The organism is Rahnella sp. CJA17(1/100) (assembly GCF_963881615.1).
GTDB classification, from domain to species: domain Bacteria; phylum Pseudomonadota; class Gammaproteobacteria; order Enterobacterales; family Enterobacteriaceae; genus Rahnella; species Rahnella aceris.
In genome coordinates, this window is the sequence record NZ_CAWOJA010000007.1 from 58,415 (window position 1) to 81,109 (window position 22,695).

23 protein-coding genes are annotated in these 22,695 nt (G+C 49.8%); 15 read left to right on the forward strand and 8 right to left on the reverse strand.

The features are described 5' to 3' along the window. Positions 1–11: 11 nt before the first annotated feature. The gene (gene tdh / locus AACU55_RS04610) at positions 12–1,034 is read right to left on the reverse strand and encodes an L-threonine 3-dehydrogenase (protein WP_134706754.1); all 1,023 of its coding nucleotides are present in this window, start codon (positions 1,032–1,034) and stop codon (positions 12–14) included. Positions 1,035–1,043: 9 nt separating this feature from the next. After that, positions 1,044–2,240 carry a glycine C-acetyltransferase gene (kbl, locus tag AACU55_RS04615; protein ID WP_134706755.1) on the reverse strand — a complete coding sequence of 399 codons (1,197 nt, stop codon included), beginning with the start codon at positions 2,238–2,240 and terminating at the stop codon, positions 1,044–1,046. 242 nt (positions 2,241–2,482) lie between these two features. Here kbl and rfaD point away from each other — a divergent pair, with 242 nt between their 5' ends. The 12 genes from rfaD (at position 2,483) to coaD (ending at position 14,967) form a co-directional block, all read left to right on the forward strand. Further along, on the forward strand, positions 2,483–3,415 hold the full coding sequence (gene rfaD, locus AACU55_RS04620; protein ID WP_013577612.1) for an ADP-glyceromanno-heptose 6-epimerase: 933 nt from the start codon (positions 2,483–2,485) through the stop codon (positions 3,413–3,415). Positions 3,416–3,445: 30 nt separating this feature from the next. After that, positions 3,446–4,495, forward strand: coding sequence for an ADP-heptose--LPS heptosyltransferase RfaF (gene rfaF, locus AACU55_RS04625; protein ID WP_037035337.1), 1,050 nt, complete (start codon positions 3,446–3,448; stop codon positions 4,493–4,495). After that, on the forward strand, positions 4,495–5,478 hold the full coding sequence (gene rfaC, locus AACU55_RS04630) for a lipopolysaccharide heptosyltransferase RfaC (protein WP_037035338.1): 984 nt from the start codon (positions 4,495–4,497) through the stop codon (positions 5,476–5,478). The genes rfaF and rfaC overlap by 1 nt, the downstream gene beginning before the upstream one ends. Before the next feature lie 2 nt (positions 5,479–5,480). Then, the gene (locus AACU55_RS04635; RefSeq protein WP_037035340.1) at positions 5,481–6,578 is read left to right on the forward strand and encodes a glycosyltransferase family 9 protein; all 1,098 of its coding nucleotides are present in this window, start codon (positions 5,481–5,483) and stop codon (positions 6,576–6,578) included. After that, positions 6,571–7,575: a glycosyltransferase family 8 protein gene (locus AACU55_RS04640; protein WP_134706756.1), complete on the forward strand. Its 1,005-nt coding sequence runs from the start codon at positions 6,571–6,573 to the stop codon at positions 7,573–7,575. Before AACU55_RS04635 ends, AACU55_RS04640 begins: the two co-directional genes overlap by 8 nt. Beyond that, positions 7,572–8,858 (forward strand): O-antigen ligase family protein, encoded by a 1,287-nt coding sequence (locus tag AACU55_RS04645; RefSeq protein WP_134706757.1) that lies wholly within the window; start codon positions 7,572–7,574, stop codon positions 8,856–8,858. The genes AACU55_RS04640 and AACU55_RS04645 overlap by 4 nt, the downstream gene beginning before the upstream one ends. A 69-nt stretch (positions 8,859–8,927) precedes the next feature. Next, complete coding sequence (locus AACU55_RS04650) at positions 8,928–9,935, forward strand: glycosyltransferase (protein ID WP_013577618.1); 1,008 nt, start codon at positions 8,928–8,930, stop codon at positions 9,933–9,935. Positions 9,936–10,095: 160 nt separating this feature from the next. Then, entirely contained in the window at positions 10,096–11,178 is a 1,083-nt protein-coding gene (gene rfaQ, locus AACU55_RS04655) for a putative lipopolysaccharide heptosyltransferase III (RefSeq protein ID WP_013577619.1), read from the forward strand. Continuing rightward, positions 11,171–12,316, forward strand: a complete 1,146-nt coding sequence (locus tag AACU55_RS04660) for a glycosyltransferase family 4 protein (protein WP_134706758.1) — start codon at positions 11,171–11,173, stop codon at positions 12,314–12,316. Before rfaQ ends, AACU55_RS04660 begins: the two co-directional genes overlap by 8 nt. 120 nt (positions 12,317–12,436) lie before the next feature. Then, on the forward strand, positions 12,437–13,711 hold the full coding sequence (gene waaA, locus AACU55_RS04665; protein ID WP_013577621.1) for a lipid IV(A) 3-deoxy-D-manno-octulosonic acid transferase: 1,275 nt from the start codon (positions 12,437–12,439) through the stop codon (positions 13,709–13,711). Further along, positions 13,711–14,478, forward strand: coding sequence for a glycosyltransferase family 2 protein (locus AACU55_RS04670; protein WP_037035350.1), 768 nt, complete (start codon positions 13,711–13,713; stop codon positions 14,476–14,478). Before waaA ends, AACU55_RS04670 begins: the two co-directional genes overlap by 1 nt. Positions 14,479–14,484: 6 nt before the next feature. Then, a complete protein-coding gene (gene coaD / locus AACU55_RS04675) occupies positions 14,485–14,967 on the forward strand; it encodes a pantetheine-phosphate adenylyltransferase (RefSeq protein WP_013577623.1) in 483 nt (160 codons plus the stop codon). 8 nt (positions 14,968–14,975) lie between these two features. Here coaD and mutM read toward each other — a convergent pair whose 3' ends face one another. The 4 genes from mutM to radC all read right to left on the reverse strand — a co-directional run bounded on the left by mutM (position 14,976) and on the right by radC (position 17,288). Continuing rightward, complete coding sequence (mutM, locus tag AACU55_RS04680) at positions 14,976–15,785, reverse strand: bifunctional DNA-formamidopyrimidine glycosylase/DNA-(apurinic or apyrimidinic site) lyase (RefSeq protein WP_134706759.1); 810 nt, start codon at positions 15,783–15,785, stop codon at positions 14,976–14,978. A gap of 140 nt (positions 15,786–15,925) precedes the next feature. Further along, entirely contained in the window at positions 15,926–16,093 is a 168-nt protein-coding gene (gene rpmG, locus AACU55_RS04685) for a 50S ribosomal protein L33 (RefSeq protein WP_004392084.1), read from the reverse strand. An 11-nt stretch (positions 16,094–16,104) separates the two neighbouring features. Continuing rightward, the gene (rpmB, locus tag AACU55_RS04690) at positions 16,105–16,341 is read right to left on the reverse strand and encodes a 50S ribosomal protein L28 (RefSeq protein ID WP_004931195.1); all 237 of its coding nucleotides are present in this window, start codon (positions 16,339–16,341) and stop codon (positions 16,105–16,107) included. A 266-nt stretch (positions 16,342–16,607) separates the two neighbouring features. Continuing rightward, complete coding sequence (gene radC, locus AACU55_RS04695) at positions 16,608–17,288, reverse strand: RadC family protein (protein ID WP_013577625.1); 681 nt, start codon at positions 17,286–17,288, stop codon at positions 16,608–16,610. 184 nt (positions 17,289–17,472) lie between these two features. Here radC and coaBC point away from each other — a divergent pair, with 184 nt between their 5' ends. From coaBC to slmA, 3 genes are all read left to right on the forward strand, one after another. Continuing rightward, complete coding sequence (gene coaBC / locus AACU55_RS04700) at positions 17,473–18,690, forward strand: bifunctional phosphopantothenoylcysteine decarboxylase/phosphopantothenate--cysteine ligase CoaBC (RefSeq protein ID WP_013577626.1); 1,218 nt, start codon at positions 17,473–17,475, stop codon at positions 18,688–18,690. Then, on the forward strand, positions 18,668–19,126 hold the full coding sequence (gene dut, locus AACU55_RS04705) for a dUTP diphosphatase (RefSeq protein ID WP_013577627.1): 459 nt from the start codon (positions 18,668–18,670) through the stop codon (positions 19,124–19,126). The genes coaBC and dut overlap by 23 nt, the downstream gene beginning before the upstream one ends. Positions 19,127–19,297: 171 nt before the next feature. Continuing rightward, on the forward strand, positions 19,298–19,894 hold the full coding sequence (slmA, locus tag AACU55_RS04710) for a nucleoid occlusion factor SlmA (protein WP_013577628.1): 597 nt from the start codon (positions 19,298–19,300) through the stop codon (positions 19,892–19,894). Between the two features lie 54 nt (positions 19,895–19,948). Here slmA and AACU55_RS04715 read toward each other — a convergent pair whose 3' ends face one another. Continuing rightward, positions 19,949–20,485, reverse strand: a complete 537-nt coding sequence (locus AACU55_RS04715; RefSeq protein ID WP_013577629.1) for a GDYXXLXY domain-containing protein — start codon at positions 20,483–20,485, stop codon at positions 19,949–19,951. Next, positions 20,472–22,679: a DUF2157 domain-containing protein gene (locus AACU55_RS04720; protein WP_134706760.1), complete on the reverse strand. Its 2,208-nt coding sequence runs from the start codon at positions 22,677–22,679 to the stop codon at positions 20,472–20,474. Before AACU55_RS04720 ends, AACU55_RS04715 begins: the two co-directional genes overlap by 14 nt. Positions 22,680–22,695: the final 16 nt, after the last annotated feature.

A 22,695-nucleotide genomic window follows, 5' to 3' on the forward strand; every position in this document is an offset into this window, starting at 1 on the left:
AGAGCGCCAGATTACCAGTTAAGTATCACTTTGCCGGAATGCCCGGAGCGCATCGCATCAAACCCTTTCTGGAATTCATCAATCGGAAAATGGTGCGTAATCAGAGGTGTAAGATCTAATCCTGACTGGATCAGGGCGGCCATTTTGTACCAGGTTTCGAACATTTCCCTTCCGTAAATCCCTTTAATAAACAGTCCTTTGAAAATCACCTGATTCCAGTCGATTGCCATCTCGGTCGATGGAATGCCCAGCATCGCAATCCGGCCGCCATGGTTCATGGCGTTAAGCATGCTGCGAAATGCCGCAGGTGCACCTGACATTTCCAGCCCGACGTCAAACCCTTCCGTCATGCCCAGCTCATCCATCACATTCTGCAAGCTTTGCTGGCTGACATTCACCGCCCGCGTCACACCCATTTTGCGCGCGAGTTCCAGACGGTATTCGTTCATATCCGTGATCACCACATGGCGGGCACCGACATGTTTGCAAATGGCTGCCGCCATGATGCCAATCGGCCCGGCACCGCTGATCAGAACATCCTCGCCGACCAGATCAAACGACAATGCGGTATGCACAGCATTACCAAAGGGATCAAAAATGGCAGCCAGATCATCAGAAATATTGTTCGGAATTTTAAACGCATTAAAAGCAGGCAATACCAGATACTCCGCAAAAGCGCCCGGACGGTTTACCCCCACGCCCTGTGCGTTGCGGCACAAATGCGTACGTCCTCCCCGGCAATTACGGCAGTGTCCGCAGGTAATATGCCCCTCGCCCGACACCCGGTCACCGATACTGAAACCTTTAACTTCCTGCCCGATGCCCACCACTTCGCCGACATATTCGTGTCCGACCACCATCGGTACGGGAATGGTTTTTTGTGACCATTCGTCCCAGTTGTAGATGTGCACATCGGTTCCGCAGATGGCAGTTTTACGGATTTTGATCAGCAAATCGTTGTGCCCTAATTCCGGCACGGCCACATCCGTCATCCAGATGCCTTCTTCACGTTTGAGTTTTGCTAAAGCTTTCATCGACATTCCTCAGGCGATCACGCCAAGTTTTTTGCCAATACGGGTGAAGGCTTCAACGGCCTTTTCGATTTGTTCCGTGCTGTGCGCTGCTGACATTTGAGTACGGATGCGCGCCTGCCCCTGAGGCACCACCGGGTAAAAGAAGCCGGTGACGTAAATCCCTTCCTGCTGCAAAAGCGACGCAAACTCCTGAGCCAGACGAGCCTCGCCAAGCATCACCGGGATAATGGCGTGATCAGCCCCCGCCAGCGTGAAACCCGCGGCGGTCATTTTCTCGCGGAACAATTTTGAATTGCTGAGCAAACGCTCACGCAGTTCGCTGCCTTCTTCGAGCATGGAAAGCACTTTCAGGGAGGCAGAAACAATCGACGGTGCCAGGGAATTAGAGAAGAGATAGGGCCGCGAACGCTGACGCAACCAGTCGATCACTTCCTGACGCGCAGCGGTATAACCGCCGGAAGCCCCGCCCAGCGCTTTGCCAAGCGTGCCAGTGATGATGTCCACGCGCCCCATCACATCGCAATGTTCGTGCGTTCCCCGCCCTTCGGCACCGACAAAACCTACCGCATGGGAATCATCGACCATCACCAGCGCGTCGAACCGTTCGGCCAGGTCGCACACGCCCTTCAGGTTGGCTATCACGCCATCCATTGAAAATACGCCGTCAGTTGCCACCAGAATATGACGGGCACCCTCATCTTTTGCCTGCTGCAAACGGGTTTCCAGTTCAGACATATCGTTGTTGGCATACCGATAGCGTTTCGCTTTGCATAAGCGAACACCATCGATTATTGAGGCATGATTCAGCGCATCCGAAATGATGGCGTCTTCTTCACCCAGCAGTGTTTCAAATAACCCACCGTTGGCATCAAAGCAGGAGGAATAGAGGATCGCATCGTCCATACCGAGAAAGTCAGCCAGACGGTGTTCAAGTTCTTTGTGCGTATCTTGTGTGCCGCAGATAAAGCGAACCGAAGCCATGCCGAAACCGTGGCTGTCGAGACCGGCTTTTGCAGCACGGATCAGTTCGGGATGATTCGCCAGGCCAAGGTAGTTGTTGGCGCAAAAATTGATGACCGGACGGCCGCCAGCGACGGAGACTTCAGCCTGCTGGGGCGTGGTGAGAATGCGTTCTTCTTTAAACAGCCCTTCAACCCGGGCCTGCTCCAGCTGATCTTCCAGCTGGCGATAAAACGAAACAGACATACAGTATTCTCCTGAAATGACTCATTCACGGAATACCTTACTAATCTGCATATAAAATAACGATGGAAGTGCTCACAATATCTTTGTTTTGCAGCATAGTTCACGCCTTACGCTCTGAAACATAAGAATCCCTGTTATCGGACACCTTCCCAATGTGAGCTTCATAATGAAGTGTTATGATATTACCCAATATACAGGCTGTGCATGGTGCGCAGTTCTTCAAATGATTAAAGGTGAATCCCATGATAATCGTCACTGGCGGCGCTGGTTTTATCGGCAGCAATATTATTAAATCGCTCAATGATATGGGATACCGCGATATTCTGGTGGTGGATAATCTGAAAGATGGCACCAAGTTCGTCAATCTGGTGGATCTGGATATTGCGGATTATTGCGACAAAGAAGATTTTATCGCCAGTATCGTGGCCGGCGACGATCTGGGTGATATCGACGCCATTTTCCACGAAGGCGCATGCTCTTCCACTACCGAGTGGGACGGCAAGTACATGATGGATAACAACTATCAGTACTCTAAAGATGTCCTGCATTATTGTTTAGATCGCAGCATTCCCTTCCTTTATGCGTCTTCCGCAGCCACTTATGGTAGCCAGAGCACCAGCTTTGTTGAAGAGCGTAAATACGAGCAACCGCTGAACGTCTATGGTTACTCTAAGTTCCTGTTTGACCAGTATGTTCGCGAAATTCTGCCGCACGCTGAATCTCAAATTTGTGGTTTCCGTTATTTCAACGTTTACGGACCGCGTGAAGGCCATAAAGGCAGCATGGCGAGCGTAGCGTTCCATCTGAATAATCAGATCAAGGCCGGGGAGAACCCAAAACTGTTCTCGGGCAGCGAAGGCTTCAAACGCGATTTTATCTACGTGGGTGATGTGGCAGCCGTGAACCTGTGGTTCTGGCAAAACGGTGTTTCGGGCATTTTTAACTGCGGTACCGGACGTTCGGAATCCTTCCAGGCCGTGGCAGATGCTGTCGTGGCATACCACAAGTCTGGCGATATCGAATACATTCCATTCCCGGAAAAACTCAAAGGCCGTTACCAGTCCTTCACACAGGCCGACATGACAGCCCTGCGTAACGCCGGTTACGACAAACCGTTCAAAACGGTTGCCGAAGGTGTTACGGAATACATGAGCTGGCTTAACCGCACAGTTTAAGCCCTGCACATTGAGGAATGGATTAACGGTATGAAAATACTGGTAATTGGGCCGTCATGGGTCGGTGACATGATGATGTCACAAAGTCTTTATCGCACCCTGAAAGCTGCGCACCCCGACGCTCAAATTGACGTGATGGCACCTGCATGGTGCCGTCCTTTACTTGATCGCATGCCGGAAGTACATCAGGCGCTGGCCATGCCGCTGGGCCACGGTGCGCTGGAATTGGGCGAACGTCGTCGTCTGGGTATTTCATTGCGCAATGAGAAATATCAGCGTGCATTCGTTCTGCCTAACTCGTTTAAATCGGCGCTGGTTCCTTTCTTTGCCCGTATTCCGCAACGCACCGGCTGGCGTGGCGAAATGCGCTATGGTCTGCTCAATGATTTGCGGGTGCTGGATAAACCCGCTTTTCCACTGATGGTTCAGCGTTATGCTGCTCTGGGCTACGATGCCCGGCAAATCAAAACTGCCGCTGATCTTCCACAACCCATTCTCTGGCCGAAATTAGAGGTCGGCGACGCTGAAGTCACCGCAGTTAAAACCTCATTCTCTGTGGATAACACCCGGCCGCTGATTGGTTTCTGCCCTGGCGCAGAGTTTGGTCCGGCAAAGCGCTGGCCTCATTATCACTACGCGGTGTTGGCTGAAAAACTGATCAGCGAAGGCTATCAGGTGGTGCTCTTTGGCTCTGCAAAAGATAACGCAGCAGGTGAACAAATCCGCCTGGCACTGACAGAAAGCGCGCAACCTTTCTGTCTCAATCTGGCGGGGAAAACCTCATTGGATCAGGCGGTGGTGATGATTGCCGCCTGTCATGCGGTCGTCAGTAATGATTCAGGCCTGATGCACGTTGCTGCCGCGCTGGATAAACCGCTGATAGCACTTTACGGGCCCAGCAGCCCGGACTTCACACCGCCCCTCAGCCATCAGGCAAAAGTTATACGTCTGATCACTGGCTACCATAAAGTCCGTAAAGGCGATGCTGAAGAAGGCTATCACCAAAGTTTAATTGATATTCAACCCGGACAAGTTTATCAGGAACTCACCCAGTTGCTGAGCGCAAGGAAGGAGCTTTAATGCGGGTTCTCATCGTCAAAACGTCGTCCATGGGCGACGTTCTGCATACCCTTCCGGCGTTGACGGATGCTATGCAGGCCATTGCCGGGATCCGCTTTGACTGGGTCGTGGAAGAAGGATTTAGCCAGATCCCCGGCTGGCATCCTGCCGTTGATCGCGTGATACCTGTCGCCATCCGCCGCTGGCGTAAAAACTGGTTCGGCTCTGAAACCCGTCAGCAACGCTGCGACTTCAAACGCGAAGTTCAGTCTCAAACCTATGATGCGATCATTGATGCTCAGGGTCTGATTAAAAGCGCGGCACTGATCACCCGTGTCGCCAAAGGTGAAAAACACGGTCAGGATTGTAAAAGTGCCCGTGAACCATTCGCCAGCTGGTTCTACAATCAGCGTCATGAAATCGATAAAAAGCAGCACGCGGTAGAACGTACCCGGGAATTGTTTGCGAAAAGCCTGGGCTATGAAAAGCCATCAGGCCAGGGAGATTATGCTATTGCAGCACGTTTCCTCTCCCATCTTCCTGCCGACGCGGGCCGGTATCTGGTGTTTCTTCATGCCACCACCCGCGCCGATAAACATTGGCCGGAAGAACACTGGCGTGAGCTGATCAGCATGTTCGGCGGGCAAGATATCCGCATCAAACTTCCGTGGGGGGCAGACCATGAACATCAGCGCGCATTGCGTCTGGCGGAAGGTTTCCCTTATGTCGAGGTGTTGCCCAAGTTGAGTCTGGAAAAAGTTGCTGAGGTTTTAGCCGGTGCGAAAGCGGTCATTTCTGTTGATACGGGGCTGAGCCATCTGACTGCCGCGCTGGATCGTCCAAATATCACGCTTTACGGACCGACCGATCCGGGATTGATTGGCGGGTATGGAAAGAATCAGTTTATCCTCAAAGCCGAGAACAATTCACTGGAAAACTTACCAGCCAAAACCGTCTTTGAGCGTCTGAGTGATCTGACCGCTGCGAAAGAGGAAGTGAACTGACCATGAGCTACGTGATTATTTTCATCTTGCTGTGGCCGTTCAAAATGCTGATGAAGCCTTTTCATCAGGGCAAAGGACGAAATCTGGTCATACAAACCGCCAAAATTGGTGATTTCGTCAATATCACGCCTTTACTGAAGCATTTAAAAAAATCAGATGTCTTGATCAGTAAAACGGTTTTGCCTTTGGCTGCACACGATTCGACGATCGACTCTATTTATCTCATTGAAGATTACAAAAAATCTTTAGTCAGTAAAATTGGTCTCGCCTTTCGCCTGCTCAACCGCTACGACAATATTTATCTGCTGCAACCTAACAGCGTTAACGGTTTCTATGCCGCCTTCTGTAATGCGAAGCATAAAGCCTTTCTGATCGCTTATACCCGCAAGTGGTATCACGGGATTTTTTATCAGACGGCCGACGTTGTTCGTTTGCATCAGAAAACCGATTTTACGCTGGAAAGTTATCTTAAGCTGGCAGACCCCAGCCTCAGTGCAGAAAGCTATACTAAACATGCCACCCTTCCCTTGTGGATACCTGAAAAAACCTTGCCGGAGCTGGCGGCAAGCAAGCAGGTCAAAATTGGTATCAGCATTTCGGCAGGCAATAAAGCTAAAACAATTCCGACAGCGGTATGGATTAAAATCCTTAATACCCTGGCTGGCCTTCCTTGTCAGTTTTATGTTTTTGGCCCGGAGAATGAGCAGAAATACCTTGATCAGTTGCTGGAAAAACTCAGTGCTCGCGAAAACATCATTAACCTGATCGGTAAGCTAAAATTGCATGAAGTCCCACATGCTATTTCTCAGATGGATATGTATATCGCCTCAGATTCTGGCAACGTGTATATCGCAGATGCGGTGAATATCCCAGTGGTATGTTTAGCGGGTCCTTGTGACTTAACCGAGCAGCATCCAACCTATGCGCCACTCATCCTGACGCCGGAAGATAAAAAACTCGCGCCTGAATCTTTTATTTTCTCAGCACCTTATCAATTCCGGCACAGTGCTGAAGAACTTTTTTCACTCAGTGATGCTCAACTGGAGAAAATACGTTCATTTGTTATAAGCAAAACAAGTCAGGTACAACACTATGTCTGACCATGAATATATGAGCTATCTCGAGCATAAAGAAGAGCTCGTGAACAATTTAGGGGATTCATCACTCCCGGTGGTCCATATCGCATTCGGAATAAATAATGCCTATGCCCGTGGTATGGGGGTCACTGTCTTTTCTGTTCTGAAAAACAACCCTGACTTAGCTTTTCATATTCATATATTTGGCAGTGCGCTCGATGAAATATCAAAATCCCGACTGCTTGAGCTGGCGGCAAAACATCCGCTGGCCATCACCTGTTACGTTTTTAAAGAATCTGCGTTCACTGATTTACCGCTGATGGGGCGCTATCCTCAGGCTATTTATTATCGTTTATTCACTCCCTACATCCTTTCTGGCGTCACATCAAAATTACTCTACCTTGACGCGGACACATTATGTTTAGGCAGTTATAAAGAACTGAGCGAGATGGATATCAGCCCTTATACGCTGGCAGCCGTCAATGATACGCAACGGGCAAGAAATAAACTTTGCTCACAGTTAAGTCTGACAAAGGGAAATTATTTCAACTCAGGATTCTTATACATCAATATCCCTCAATGGCTTGAGAAAAATACAACTGAGCGGATCATCCGGACACTTAGCCTTCAGGAAAGAGAATTTAAATTCCCTGACCAGGACGCACTTAATATTGTCCTGGAACATGAAGTTCTGCTGCTTCCTAAAAGATATAATTTTGTCTGTGACATCATTTTAAATAAAGTGGGAAAGAGAGTTGATATCCCGAAAGATACCATCCTGATTCATTATACGGGTAAATGTAAACCCTGGCACCTTTGGGGAATGGGAGAACTGGCCGATATTTATGATCAATATTATGCGCAATCCCCATGGCACGCAGTCCCACATGACGTGCCGGTTTCCTATAAAGAGATGAAACGCTATGCCCAGGCACTCTGGCATAAGGGTCGCTATTTGACCAGTTTGCGCTGGATGACCAAATATATGAATAATAAGATTTTCAGGAAAAGCTCTTTATGAAAAGTAATCTGATGGCACAGATAAAAAAATCGTCTTTTGACGATAAACTTGCATCTTTACTATTCTTATTGATTACCATTTCCATTTCTTTCTTTATGTACTCTGGTGAAATAACCCGGAATTTCTTTTATATCGCAACGTATATTTCTGTCCTGTATTTCATCTACGTCACCCTGCGTGTTGATAAGAAAATTAAATTCTACCCGGTTGCCTGCACAATTCTACTTCTGGGTATCAGCAAGTTGCTTTGGGTTATGCTCACCGTAAACCATCAATATCCGCTCATTGCCTATCATTACCAAATTAGCGGTAAGAGACTCATATTAGCTTCATTTATTCTGTATGCCATTGAGCATAACATTCAAAAATGGAAAATCCCCACACTGACAGTGCGCACGGGGATAGCTATTATGACGATTCTTTTTATTGTTATATCCGTCATACGAATCATTGTTTATTTAAAGACAGGCGAAAGAATGAAAATAAATTCTGACGCCCCGACTTCCGGCGCCTATACATTTACTATTTTTTCTTTGCTGGTGATGTACAGTCTTAAATATCATGCGTTAAAGCATTACAGGCTCATTTGTCTGATTGTGATGACGCTGACTTTTGCGGTTCTCGCTGCCACAGAAACCCGCTCTGCAATAATACTCTTTATACTTATTAGTGCAGGCAGCATTATTTACGATTTTACCAAAAGCTCGCATACGTCTAAAATTATCTACGGTTTTGCCATTGCGGTCTTAATTATTGCCGCCGTGACTTCTGGTCATCCTTATTACAATAAAGTCCTCACCCGCTTCGATAATCTCCAAAACGAGGTTACCTCTTACAATGACGGGGAGCGTAATACTTCAGTCGGTGCGCGTTTCTCAATGTGGCGAGCCGGAGTGGATGCTTTCAAACATCACCCGTTTGGTCAGTCCGCCGACAGCCGCAATGCACTTGCCACCACGTTCATCGATGAGCATGAAGGCGGAAACCCGGAAGCGTTACGCAATCTTCAGTTCCATTTGCACAATGATATTATCGATACAATGTCATTACAGGGAATTTTTGGCGCATTGATTATGGTACTTTTCTTCGCCGTATTATTGCTCTATCCCTTCAGGCTGGTGCCCAAGGGTTACGAATTTTTATTACTGTCGGTCCCGGTAATTTACTTCAGCATGGGTGATACCCAGTTTTACAATCGCGAATCACCGTATTTTATTGTGCTGGTATTTGCCTACCTGATGATGCTCAGGATGAGGCCGCATCCCCCGATAGAAAAACAATGATTTTTTCCGGGCTGCGAAACTTACACCGGCCCGGTTGATTGCCCTCCTTATCAGTGGAAATTGTGTGATATGCCCCTTACAACGACATCCGACAACATTAAGCTCAGCGCGATTATCCCTCTGTATAACGCAGGGGAAATGTTCCGAAACTTTATGGATTCGCTCGTCGCCCAGACGCTGACAAACTTCGAGATCATTATCGTCAATGATGGTTCGACAGACGGTTCCGAGTGCGTTGCGCAAGAATATGCTGAGAAATACCCGCATATTCGCGTCATTCATCAGGCTAACGGCGGCGTATCGCGTGCGCGTAATGCTGGCCTGGATATCGCCAAAGGTCAGTACGTCACTTTTCCGGATGCCGATGACATACTCTATCCGAACATGTACCAAACGCTGATTGAACTGTGTGAACAGGATGATCTGGATGTCGCACAATGCAATGGTGAACGTTATTTTGTCGGCTCAGAAAAAGTTAAACCCATCATCCCCACCGATCGTTTAACGTCGACTGCCGTGCTGGATGGCCCGCACTGGCTTAAAATGGCGCTGGCAACAAACCGTTATTTGCACGTAGTGTGGTTAGGTGTCTATCGTCTGGAACTTATTAAAAAGCATCATCTGTATTTTGAACCCGGCCTGCATCATCAGGATATTCCCTGGACAACCGAATTCATGTTCAACGCACGCCGCGTGAAATACACCCAAGAGGTGCTTTATCGCTATTACATTCATGGTCAGTCAATCAGTAACCAAAAAAGAACCGGAATGAAAAACGTTGAATATCAACGGCATTACCTGAAAATCGCCAAAATGCTTGATGAATTAAATAAGCGATATAAAGACCGGGTAAAAATCTATGCGGAGTTTCCGAGACAGGTCACCCGGGAAGCCCTGACGGTTTGTCATTCTGTTCGCCGCGAGCCTGTTCAGGCCGCTCAGAAAGCCATGATCGACGATATTTACACCTCCGGCACACGCAGGATAATGCTGCGTAACGCACGCGGACCGAAACAATGGTGGCAACTGTTACTGTGGCTGTATCGTCTCCATAACCTGCGTAAAAAACTCGGTTAAGTTGTTTCAGAAAGAGACGATTCCTTTATTCGTTTAAGTGGAATCTAACCATTTCATAAATGAAGTTATTTATCTTTCTATATCAGGAAGATAAATAACTTCACAGCATGCGATTCTTCACCTAAAATCAACTCACTATATTCTACTATCAGATAATAGAATGCCTAATTCAGAAGCCAAATACGCAGCGTTCAGACCCCAAAGAATTCTTCTGGTGAAACTCCGTCATCATGGAGATATGGTGCTGACCACGCCGGTGATAAACAGGCTACGCGAGCATTACCCCGATGCTGAAATTGATGTGCTTCTGTATAAAGAAACTCGCCCTATTCTCAGTGAACATCCAGCGCTATCTCATATCCATGTCATTGACAGAACATGGAAAAAACAAGGTGTCCGCTATCAGTTACAACAGGAATATCAGTTACTCAAAGCTGTCCGCGACCGACATTATGATCTGGTGATTAATCTTGCCGATCAATGGCGCAGTGCTTTGATTTCCCGATTTAGTGGCGCGAAAGTTCGTTTAGGATTCGACTATAAAAAACGACGTTCTGCTTTCTGGCGGGCAGGTCATACGCAGTTAGTGACGACCGAAAATCACAGCATTTTGCATACTGTTGAACAGAATATGTCGATTTTGTCACCGCTTGGTATTTCCACCGATAACGCTCTGACATCAATGCATTATTCAGAAAGTGACAAGTCATTTTGTCAGCAATTACTTCTGAAAAATCAGGTGTCCGGCGAATATATTGTGATTCAGCCAACGTCCCGCTGGACGTTCAAATGCTGGGATGATGACAAATTCGCCAATGTGATTGATGGACTTGCTGAAACCGGCCTGACGATCGTGATGACCTCCGGCCCGGATAAGAAAGAGCTGGATATGGTGAGCAAAATCCAGGATCTCACGCACAATCCGCAGGTGATCTCTGTCGCCGGTCAGTTATCACTGACCCAGCTGGCTGCAATGATTGACGGTGCAAAACTCTTTATTGGGGTGGATTCTGCGCCGATGCATATGGCCGCCGCGCTTAATACGCCTTGCGTCGCCTTATTCGGGCCGACGAAAATGCAGCACTGGCGTCCATGGGGCAAAAATAATACCACTCTCTGGGCGGGGGACTACGCGCCGCTACCCGCACCCGATTCGATCGATACAAAAACTCAACAACGTTATCTGCATGCAATCCCTGTCAGTGATGTGATTGATGCAGCCAGGAGTTATCTGCATGACTAATGCCGCCAGTGGGAAAAACATCCGTTTAGCGATTGTCAGACAAAAATATCGCCCGGATGGCGGCGCGGAACGTTTTATTTCCCGCGCTCTGGAGGCACTGGATGACCAAAATATTGATCTGAATATTATTACCCGCCAGTGGGAAGGCAAGCCAAATCCGCAATGGAAAATTCACCTGTGTAATCCGGCAAAGTATGGCCGTGTTTCACGTGAGAAGGGTTTTGCCGCTGCTGCGCAACAATGTTGGAAACAGGAACATTTCGACATAGTGCAAAGCCACGAACGTATTCCGGGTTGCGACATTTTCCGGGCCGGCGATGGTGCACATCGTGTCTGGCTGGAACAACGGGCGCGTGTCATTTCCCCTCTTCAGCGTTTTCTTACAAAAATCAGCCCCTACCACCGCTATGTCCTGCAAGCCGAAGAAGAGATGTTCCACTCCCCGGCATTGAAAAAAATCATCTGCAATTCTGAGATGGTAAAACGCGACATCATCCGCTGTTACGGAGTTGATGAGAGCCGTTTTGAAGTGATCTATAACGCCATTGATTCCCAAAAATTCGTACCGGCGACAGATGCACAGCGCCTCGCTGCGCGTGAAATGCTTTCAATTCCTGCGCAGGCCGTGGCACTGATTTACGTAGGTTCAGGTTTTGAACGCAAAGGGCTGAAGCCTGCCATTGAAGCGATCGCTTGTGGCGATCGCTACCTCATTGTCGTCGGACAAGATAAAGACCAGAAGAAGTATGAATCTCTGGCGAAGCAATCAGGGTGCGCTGACCGGGTCCGCTTTGTCGGGGTACAAAACAATGTACTCCCTTATTACCATGCGGCCGATGGCATGATTCTGCCGACATTATACGACCCGTTCCCGAACGTGATTCTTGAAGCCATGGCCTGCGGATTGCCCGTTATCACCAGCGAAACCTGTGGTGGCGCAGAGTTTATTATGCAGGGGCGCGAAGGCTTCGTTTGCGATGCGCTGGATGTGATAAGACTTAGCGAATACGTTAATAAAATTCCTTCCCGTCAGGAAAATGACCAGATGGGAAATGCGGCAAGAGAGCGGATTTTACCTTACAGCCCTAAAAACCTTTCAAAACAGTTAGTTAAACTTTATCACTCGTTACTGGTCTGAGGACGCAGGCGCTGACATGATGAGTCGATCACACTTATCTGATAACATGTGCCCATCTATCCGCCGGGACTATTTTCGCTCTATGAAATTGACTTTCCCTTATGCAACGCCTGATAAAAGATGAATATTTTTTATAATATAATCATATATTTAATTCAGCCATTGATTTGGATCCGTTTACTTTTGCGCAGCCGCAAGTCGCCCGCCTATCGTAAACGCTGGGCTGAACGTTATGGCTTCTGCAAAGGAAAGGTTGTCTCCGGCGGCATTATGCTGCATTCCGTTTCCGTTGGAGAAACGCTGGCAGCGATCCCTTTAGTCCGCGCATTACGTCATCGTTATCCTTCCTTGCCAATTACCGTCACCACCATGACACCGACAGGCTCAGAGCGTGTTCAGTCCGCTTTTGGCAAGGGTGTGCACCACGTCTATCTGCCTTATGATCTGGCCGGATCCGTAAATCGTTTCCTGGATGAGGTTAACCCCAAGCTGGTCATCATTATGGAAACCGAGCTTTGGCCGAACCTTATCAGTGCATTGCATCGTCGCAAAATTCCACTGGTTATCGCCAATGCCCGTCTTTCTGCCCGTTCAGCGAAGGGATACCAGAAGCTAGGCAAATTCATTCGCACCATTTTGCAACGCATTACACTGATCGCCGCACAGAATCAGGAAGATGGTGAACGCTTCTTGTCTTTAGGACTCAAACGCAACCAGCTTGCGGTGACCGGTAGCCTGAAATTCGATATCTCGGTCACGCCGGAACTGGCTGCAAAAGCCATTGCACTGCGCAGCCAGTGGGCATCACGCCGTCAGGTGTGGATCGCTACCAGTACGCATGAAGGCGAAGAAACTTTACTGCTGGAGGCGCACAAAGAGCTGCTGAAAGCGCATCCGAACTTGCTGCTGATTCTGGTACCGCGCCACCCTGAACGTTTCCCGGTAGCTTGTGAGCTGACGCGCAAAGCTGGCCTCTCTTTCATTCAGCGCAGCTCAGGGGAAGTTCCTTCTTCTGCCACTCAGGTCGTGATCGGCGATACGATGGGCGAATTAATGTTGCTGTATGGCATTGCTGACCTGGCGTTTGTTGGCGGCAGTCTGGTCGATCGCGGAGGCCATAATCCCCTGGAAGCGGCAGCCCACGCAATTCCGGTGCTGATGGGACCCCATACCTTCAATTTCAAAGACATCTGCGCCAAGCTCGCTCAGGACGACGGTCTGATCACGGTCACTGATACTGCATCGCTGGTGAAAGAAATTTCTACACTGTTGACCGATGAAGACTACCGTTTGTATTACGGTCGCCACGCCGTTGAAGTTCTGCATCAAAATCAGGGGGCGTTACAGCGCCTGCTGCATTTACTGGAGCCTTATCTGCCCATCCGGAGTCATTAATGGCTGATAAAAAACGTTTATCCGTCGTGCTGATTGCCCGTAATGAGGCGGATTTATTGCCGGAATGCCTTAAGTCAGTAGACTGGGCAGATGAAATAATTCTGCTCGATTCCGGCAGCAACGATGCGACGCAGGATGTTGCCCGCCACTTCGGCGCTAAAGTATTCCAGAACACAGAGTGGCCGGGTTTTGGCAAACAGCGCCAGCTGGCGCAAAGTCATGCCACCGGTGACTACATTTTGATGATCGATGCCGACGAGCGTGTCACCCCTGAATTACGCCAGTCGATTGAAACCGTGCTGAATTGCCCGCAGGAAAATACCGTTTATAGCCTCGGACGCAGTAATCTGTTCCTCGGAAAATTCATGCGCCACAGCGGCTGGTATCCTGATCGGGTCAACCGCCTGTACCCTGCTACATTCTGCTACAACGACGATCTGGTGCATGAATCACTGAACACAGGCAATGCGACTGTCGTTGCTTTGCAAGGTGACCTGCTGCATCTCACCTGTCGCGACCTTTTCGCTTTCCAGCGTAAACAACTCAGCTATGCGCAGGCGTGGGCAGAGCAACGCCATCAGCAAGGCCGCCGTTGCAGTTTTTCCTCAATTCTTTCGCATACGCTGGGCGCATTCGTCAAAACCTGGATCCTGCGGGCCGGTTTTATGGATGGAAAGCAGGGGTTGATCCTGGCAGGCGTCAATGCACAATATACGTTCAATAAATATGCCGCCCTGTGGGCACTCAGCCACCAACTGCAAAAGTGAGCCGTCATGAGCACTAAGGCAATTTATCCCGGCACTTTCGACCCGATGACCAACGGGCATCTCGATATCGTCACCCGTGCGGCGCTGATGTTCGACCAGGTCATTCTTGCGATTGCGGCCAGCCCGAGCAAAAAACCGATGTTTTCGCTGGATGAACGCGTGGCGCTGGCGACCCAGGTCACATCCCATCTGGATAATGTTGAAGTCATTGGTTTCAGCGATTTGATGGCGAATTTCGCCAAAAATCAGGGCGCAAATGTGCTGGTACGGGGATTACGTGCGGTGTCTGATTTTGAATATGAGATGCAACTGGCGAACATGAACCGACATTTGCTGCCAACGCTGGAAAGCGTGTTCATGATGCCCTCAAAAGAATGGTCGTTTATTTCCTCTTCGCTGGTCAAAGAAGTCGCCCGCCACGGTGGGGATATCACGCCTTTCCTGCCGCAAATCATTACTCAGGCACTGATGGAAAAAATCAGCGCCTGAATCATGCGTTAGCGCTGACAGCGCGGGCAGAAAAACGTGGTGCGCTGAGCGTGTTTCTTACTCTCAATGGGCGTACCACATGCGCGGCAAGGCTCGCCCGTTCTGCCGTATACCTGCAGTTCCTGTGCAAAATATCCTGGCTTCCCATCTGACTGTAGAAAGTCTTTCAGCGTCGTCCCGCCCTGTTCAATAGAGCGCAGCAATACCGCTTTGATGGTTCTCACCAGCAATTCCGTCTCATCACGTTTGAGCGAATGTGCAGGTCTGTCAGGTGAAATACCGGCAACAAACAGGGATTCGCTGGCATAGATATTCCCGACGCCGACCACCAGTTTGTTATCCATCAGCCAGGGTTTGATTGGCGATTTCTTCGCACGGGATTTCTCAAACAGATAATCTGCGTTGAAATCCTCGCTCAGCGGTTCCGGCCCCAGATGGGCTAAGACATTACTGGCCGCCAGATCAGAAGACCATAACCAGGCACCAAAACGTCGCGGATCGGTATAACGCAGCACATGGCCGCTATCCATCACCAGATCAACGTGGTCATGCTTACCTGCTTCAGTTTCTTCCGGCAATACCCGCAAACTGCCGGACATGCCCAGATGAATGATAATCCATCCGGTTCGCAGCTCAACCAGCAGATATTTTGCCCGACGCTGCACACTCAGAACCGGCTGATCGCTTAACGCTAAGATCTCCGCCGAGACAGGCCAGCGCAGGCGCGGATTACGCACAATGGCATGCAGTATCGTGTGACCTTTCAGATAGGGTTCAATCCCTCTGCGGCTGGTTTCAACCTCAGGTAATTCCGGCATAATTTCCCCTTGAGCAAAATCGTGTTCAGAGTGTGTCGCAGACACCGACATCAGGCAAATAAAAGTCGCACTAAATGGAAATCACGAAATTCAGGCAATAAAAAACCCGGCCGGAGCCGGGTTTTTGCAATCCACTAAAATTATTTAATTTTAGCTTCTTTATAGATCACGTGTTGACGGACAACTGGATCGAATTTCTTCAGTTCCAATTTTTCCGGCTTAGTACGCTTGTTCTTCGTGGTGGTATAGAAGTGACCAGTACCAGCAGAAGAAACCAGCTTGATCTTCTCGCGAACACCTTTAGCCATGATGCAGTTCCTTAATACTTCTCACCGCGGGCACGCAGATCGGCCAAGACCGTCTCAATACCCTTCTTATCAATAACACGCATACCTTTAGCAGATACACGCAGAGTTACAAAGCGCTTCTCAGCCTCAACCCAAAAACGGTGGGAGTGCAGGTTCGGCAGAAAACGGCGTTTGGTCGCGTTCATTGCGTGGGAACGGTTGTTACCGCTCACCGGGCGCTTGCCAGTAACTTGGCAGACTCGGGACATGTCTATTCTCCAAAAATCAAATCAGCTCGAGCTTCGTATAGGGTATGGCCGCCTCGTCAGGCTTTTAGAGCCCATCTCAGCAAACTCCACTGAGAACCGACTCACTGTCGTCGGGTAAAAAACCAATTCATCAGGTCAGAAACCTGCTGAGATAGGCTCTTAACGCCAAACCCAAGATTCTCAAAGGTGGCGTAGTATACGCTCTGTAGCGTAAGTGCTCAAGTCCCGAACAGCTAAAGATCCCTAAGGATCTTCAAAAAACAAGGCTAAATCCAGCCGCGTTCGGCAAAAGATACCGTTTCTCCGTGGCCTACAACCAAATGGTCAAGGACACGAATTTCCAGCAACTGGCACGCTCGAATAATCTGTTCAGTCACTTTTCTGTCCATCAGACTGGGCTCAGCCCGACCGGATGGGTGATTATGCGCCAGAATTAGGGCTGCCGCATTAACCTTCATCGCACCACGAACAATTTCGCGGGGATACACTTCTACGTGCCCAATAGTACCAGCAAACATCTCCTCATGGCGAATAACGCGATGCTGGTTGTCGAGAAAAAGTACCAGGAACACCTCTCTTTCCCGAAAAACGAGTAAATTCTGCAAATATTCACGGATAACCTTGGGGCTGAGCATCGCATTTTCGGCACTCAGGTGGCGCAGATAGGCGCGGCGGGATAATTCGGACACCGCCACAAGTTGCGAAAACTTGGCAACCCCCATTCCTTTCGTGCGCGCCATGGCGTCAAAATCCGCCATCAGTAACTGATGCAATGAACCGAACTCTTCCAGCAGATTCTTTGCCAGGTCCATCACATGCAATCCCCGGCATCCTGTACGCAGGTAAATCGCCAGCAATTCCTGATCCGTCAGCTCTTTCGCCCCTTGCTGCAATAATTTTTCGCGCGGTGGCATCACTCCCGGCCACTGGTTTTGCTGTTTCGTCATCCTGACTCCTTTTTTGCGGCGATTGTGTCACAGCATTCTCCCAGTCATAACGTCCGGTATGTCGGCTTGCGAGATGTTACGCAGAATTTTTATTCCTCAACTTTCGACGCATCGCCAATAGCTGTCATCATTCCCCGTTATGCTAAAATGTCGCTTCTTTCAGCTTTCAACCAATCGGACAATGATGATGACGGGACTTTCCGGCAAACATATTGTGCTCGGTATCAGCGGTGGTATCGCTGCCTATAAAGCACCAGAACTGGTACGTCGCTTACGTGAAAGAGGCGCTGAAGTTCGCGTCGTCATGACAGAAGCGGCGAAATCTTTCGTGACTCCGCTGAGCCTGCAGGCTGTTTCTGGCTATCCGGTTTCTGACGACCTGCTTGATCCGGCGGCCGAAGCGGCAATGGGACATATCGAGTTAGGGAAATGGGCAGATTTAGTCATTATCGCGCCTGCCACCGCGGATTTGCTGGCTCGCATGAATGCTGGCATGGCAAATGATCTGCTGACGACGGTGTGTCTGGCGACAGCGGCACCGGTCGCGGTACTTCCTGCGATGAACCAGCAAATGTATCGTGCGGCCATCACGCAAGAAAACCTGCAAAGCCTGGCAGCACGGGGCACATTGTTGTGGGGGCCGGACAGCGGCAGTCAGGCCTGCGGCGATGTTGGCCCGGGACGTATGCTGGACCCGCTGGTGATTGTGGATATGGCCAATGCGCATTTCTCTTCGCGCAAGGATCTGGCGCATCTGAATATTATGGTGACCGCAGGCCCCACCCGTGAGCCGCTGGATCCTGTCCGCTTCATCAGTAATCACAGTTCCGGCAAAATGGGTTTTGCCATTGCCAAAGCCGCCGCTGAACGTGGTGCCAAAGTGACGCTGATAGCCGGGCCGGTGACGCAACCAACGCCTGCCCGTGTTCACCGTATTGATGTGGAAAGTGCGCTGGAGATGGAGCAAGCCGTCCAGCTTTCGGCAGCTTCTCAGCATATTTTTATTTCCTGCGCTGCCGTGGCAGATTATCGCGCAGAACGTATTGCTGATGAGAAGATCAAAAAGCAAGGCGATGAAATCACTGTAAAAATGATTAAAAACCCTGACATCGTCGCTGGCGTCGCGGCCATGACAGAAAACCGGCCTTACGTCGTGGGGTTTGCCGCTGAAACCCAGAATGTGGAAGAATACGCGCGGCAAAAAAGGATCCGTAAGAATCTGGATCTGATCTGCGCCAACGATGTTTCACTTGCCGGGCAAGGTTTCAACAGCGATTCCAATGCCTTGCATCTTTTTTGGCAGGACGGGGATAAAATCTTACCACTCAGCGATAAGTCCCTGCTTGGCCAACGTTTATTAGAAGAGATTGTCAGCCGTTATGATGAAAAAAATCGACATTAAAATTCTCGACCCGCGCATCGGTTCGACTTTCCCTTTACCGGCTTACGCGACACCGGGGTCTGCGGGTCTGGATTTACGCGCCTGTCTGGATGCTTCTGTAGAACTGAAACCGGGTGAAACCACTCTGCTGCCAACAGGTCTGGCTATCCATATTGGTGATGCTAATCTGGCGGCGGTGATTTTGCCGCGCTCCGGTCTGGGTCATAAACACGGCGTTGTACTGGGCAATCTGGTCGGCCTTATCGATTCAGATTATCAGGGCCAACTTATGGTGTCCGTCTGGAACCGTGGTCAGACAACATTTGTTATCGAACCGGGCGAGCGCATTGCTCAGATGGTGTTTGTGCCTGTCGTTCAGGCAGAATTCAATCTGGTGGAAGATTTTGACGCCAGTGAACGCGGCGAAGGGGGCTTTGGCCACTCAGGTCGCCAATAAGAACCTGTTCAGCACCGCTGATTTTGACGCGATATTGAACAGATCCTTATCACTATCAGACCGTAACAACACGAAGGGAACGAAATAAGGCGCAGGATCACAGCGATTCATGCGGCAGTTGTGCGGTTTCTCCATGATTTTAGCCGTTTTTTAGCAAGGGTCTATTCAGACATGGCAGAGAAAGAAACGACAAAAAGGAACAGGCGCGAAGAGATTTTGCAGGCATTAGCGCAAATGCTTCAGTCCAGCGACGGCAGCCAGCGGATCACGACTGCAAAGCTCGCCGCCAGCGTGGGTGTTTCAGAAGCAGCTCTTTATCGTCATTTTCCCAGTAAAACGCGGATGTTTGACAGCTTAATTGAGTTTATCGAAGACAGTCTGATCACCCGTATCAATCTCATCCTGCAGGATGAAAAGGATACGCTAAACAGAATACGTCTGATTTTACTGCTGATTTTAGGGTTTGCCGAGCGTAATCCGGGATTGACCCGTATTATGACCGGCCATGCCCTGATGTTTGAACAGGACCGTTTGCAGGGCCGCATCAACCAACTTTTCGAGCGGATTGAAGCGCAACTGCGTCAGGTACTGCGGGAAAAGAAAATGCGTGAAGGCAGCGGATTCATCAGCGATGAAACTCTACTCGCCAGCCAGTTACTGGCATTTTGCGAAGGGATGCTGTCACGTTTTGTACGCTCTGAATTCAAGTACAAACCGACTCAGGACTTCGATACCCGCTGGCCACTTATCTCTGCTCAGCTGCAATAAACGCGCAGGGACAAACGTCAAATCTAAAAAGGGCCGAAAGGCCCTTTTTTCATATTATGGCTGAATCATTTTCCCATTTTCATCCAGCATCGCGGTCAATAACGCTGTGCCGTCATCACCTACCCGAAATGCACCATAACGTGCACGGGCGAAACGTTCACCTTGTCCTTCCTGGAAAAAATACGCATTAGTTCCCACCATCAGTGTTCCGGCATTCATATGATAGTTAACCCGTAATTCATCGGGCTTCAGCGGGTCACCGCTATCAAACCGCGCCTGAGTGACCTGCCGGTGTTCATTAACTGCCACAATAATTTTGCCACTAACAGGAAAACAAGGCGTCTGTGGAAGAGAATTACAACCCTGACGTTGCTGGTATAACTCCTCTTGCAAAGATCGCGTGATGGCATAATTGAGAGCCATGTAATCCCCCTGCATCAAAGAACGCGGATCAACCGGCGCAAGCTGCAATATCATTACCGCGCCCTGTTTAAGCACCTGCTCTTTTTGCCAGATACCCGCATTCACTGCGATCAGTGCCAGCAGTATCACTACTCCTGACAGCCATTTCCTCAGATTACGGGTTTGCATAAGCTTCCTCCTTACACACGGGGATCAGTTTTTTGGCTGCAAAGGCCAGCGCCAGCAACACCACGCCTGTGACAAACATCAGAAGGGATTTCTGTAATAAGCTGACGCCGAGGAAGTAATACCAGTCGATAACATACAGCGCGAGGAAACAGCCGCTCGCGGCTAAAATCCCCTGATTTCCCTGATAACGCGCCATCAGTAATAGCCACAGCCCCAGGCCAATTCCCGGCGCATAAAAGGCTGCGGCGCCACACACAACCGCCGCCACCAGATACAGCATTGCTGATGGCGTCTTTTTCACCACAGTCTGATACAAACACACCAGTACTAAACCTGCGGCAATGCCTGCGCCAGTTCCTCCCGAAAGAGGAAAATACTCCGCTGGCCGCCAGAAAACATCGAAGAGAAGCGAGGTGTTAATGGCGGAAAAACACTGCAATATCAGGCCGGAAGGAATACCCCAGAGGAGAGGAAAAACAGCCTCAGCCCATGATGTGGCTTTTAAGTTAATTTGTTCTCTGATAATCCACAGCCAGAAAATCACAATGACAGCAACCAGCGCGGAAACCGCCCAAAAACGGGTGACCGGCGGTAAATACATCCCTGTAAGCAAATTGCCGGAAAGGATCAGCAAAAATGTCAGCGCCGTTATCGCCATAAAGCGGAAAGTACGATCGCGCATTGCCAGCGCCATCAACGCAAGCACCGGTAATGAACAGAGCGAGCCCACCAGGAAAGACATTTCCCAGTCAGGTTCAAAGAGAAGATAGAAACCAAAACAAAGACCACAGGTTGCGGCTATCGCCCACGCCAGCCCGATATGGTGCTTACTCACGCCCTGCATACGCAAAAGCCCACCCGCAACAATTGCAAGGAGCAGAGAAGGGATAATCACCGTGGCTGCATTGGGGTCATTGAGCAGGTCGACAACATACAGCACCAGAATCAGCAGAAATAAAATAATCATCGCGGCAACCCAGCCACCGATACCCAGTGTCAGTCGCAGGTACCAGGGGAGATGAGAGGAGTGATCGTATTGCTGAATCTCTTCAATTTGCGCCTGACTAAGCAAATCATTTCGGCGTAGTTGTTCCGTCAGCACTGCCATTTCCGTGGAAGAAACCTCGACCGGCTGGCTCTCATAGAGTTTACGCCGCCAGTAGAGCATCAGGGCGCCACATCCCGCCAGCCATAAAGCCATCAGACAGCCCAGCATAAACAAGCCACCCACATCGTAAGAACTGTCGAACATCTGCACGATCAGCACACATCCCACTGCCGCTGCGCTGGCGGTTCCCAGAGTCAGCATGCAGAGATCAGGATAGCGATAACGATAAAAGAAGTAACTCACCACTAAGACTGCCAGCCATAAAGCGGTGACGAAGGGGTGAGGGGTATCGTATCCCCAACCGGATATATTTTCGGCAACAATGCAAGTCAGCACTAATAGCAGGAAGCCAGCCATCACACGGGAAAACCAGCGGCTGGCAAGCCAGGCGTGGGGATTGTGCTTAATGACCCGTATGGCCAGAACTTCGCGAATGATCAGGCACAACGTCTGCGCAATCAGATAGCTGTAGAGCGCAGTTGTGGGGAAATAGTCGAGACCGTCGAATACGGCGCTGTCCATCAGGGACATAGACACCGTGGCGTAATAGAGCTGAAACGTTAGATTGGCAAGTAACCAGGAGCAGAACCACAGACTGTTCTGTCGGGCGATTAAGGCTAAAGGCAGGAAAACAAACAGCCAGGCCCTGAACAGCTCCCAGCTGTCGGCCCCCGTCTGATAAATCTGGCCATAAAGGGCAAACAGCGCACCAAAGCCGAGACCCGCAGCCAGCAAGGCACTGCGTGCAAGCCCGTCATACCAGCGCCACCAGACGACGACGGCAAGCGCAACGATCAGTAACTCGGCCAGCGCAAATTTTGCCATCTTTGGCATATCAGCCCAGTTCCAGGCGACAAAGAATACGGCACCGGCCACCAGTGATAACAGACCAAGCAGGGAGAGTAAGGGAACCAGAAATTTCCGCCATTCGGGATAACCCGGCCGGACGCCACAAAAGTCATAAATACGCTGACATGCGGCCGGCGTCAGGCTACCGCTTTTGACCAGACGCTCAGTCTGGCGACAGAGAAACTCTGCCGCCCGCGAAGGCATCCATTCTTTGCTGCCGGCTTCAGTTTGTGTCATGACATCCCTGCCTTTG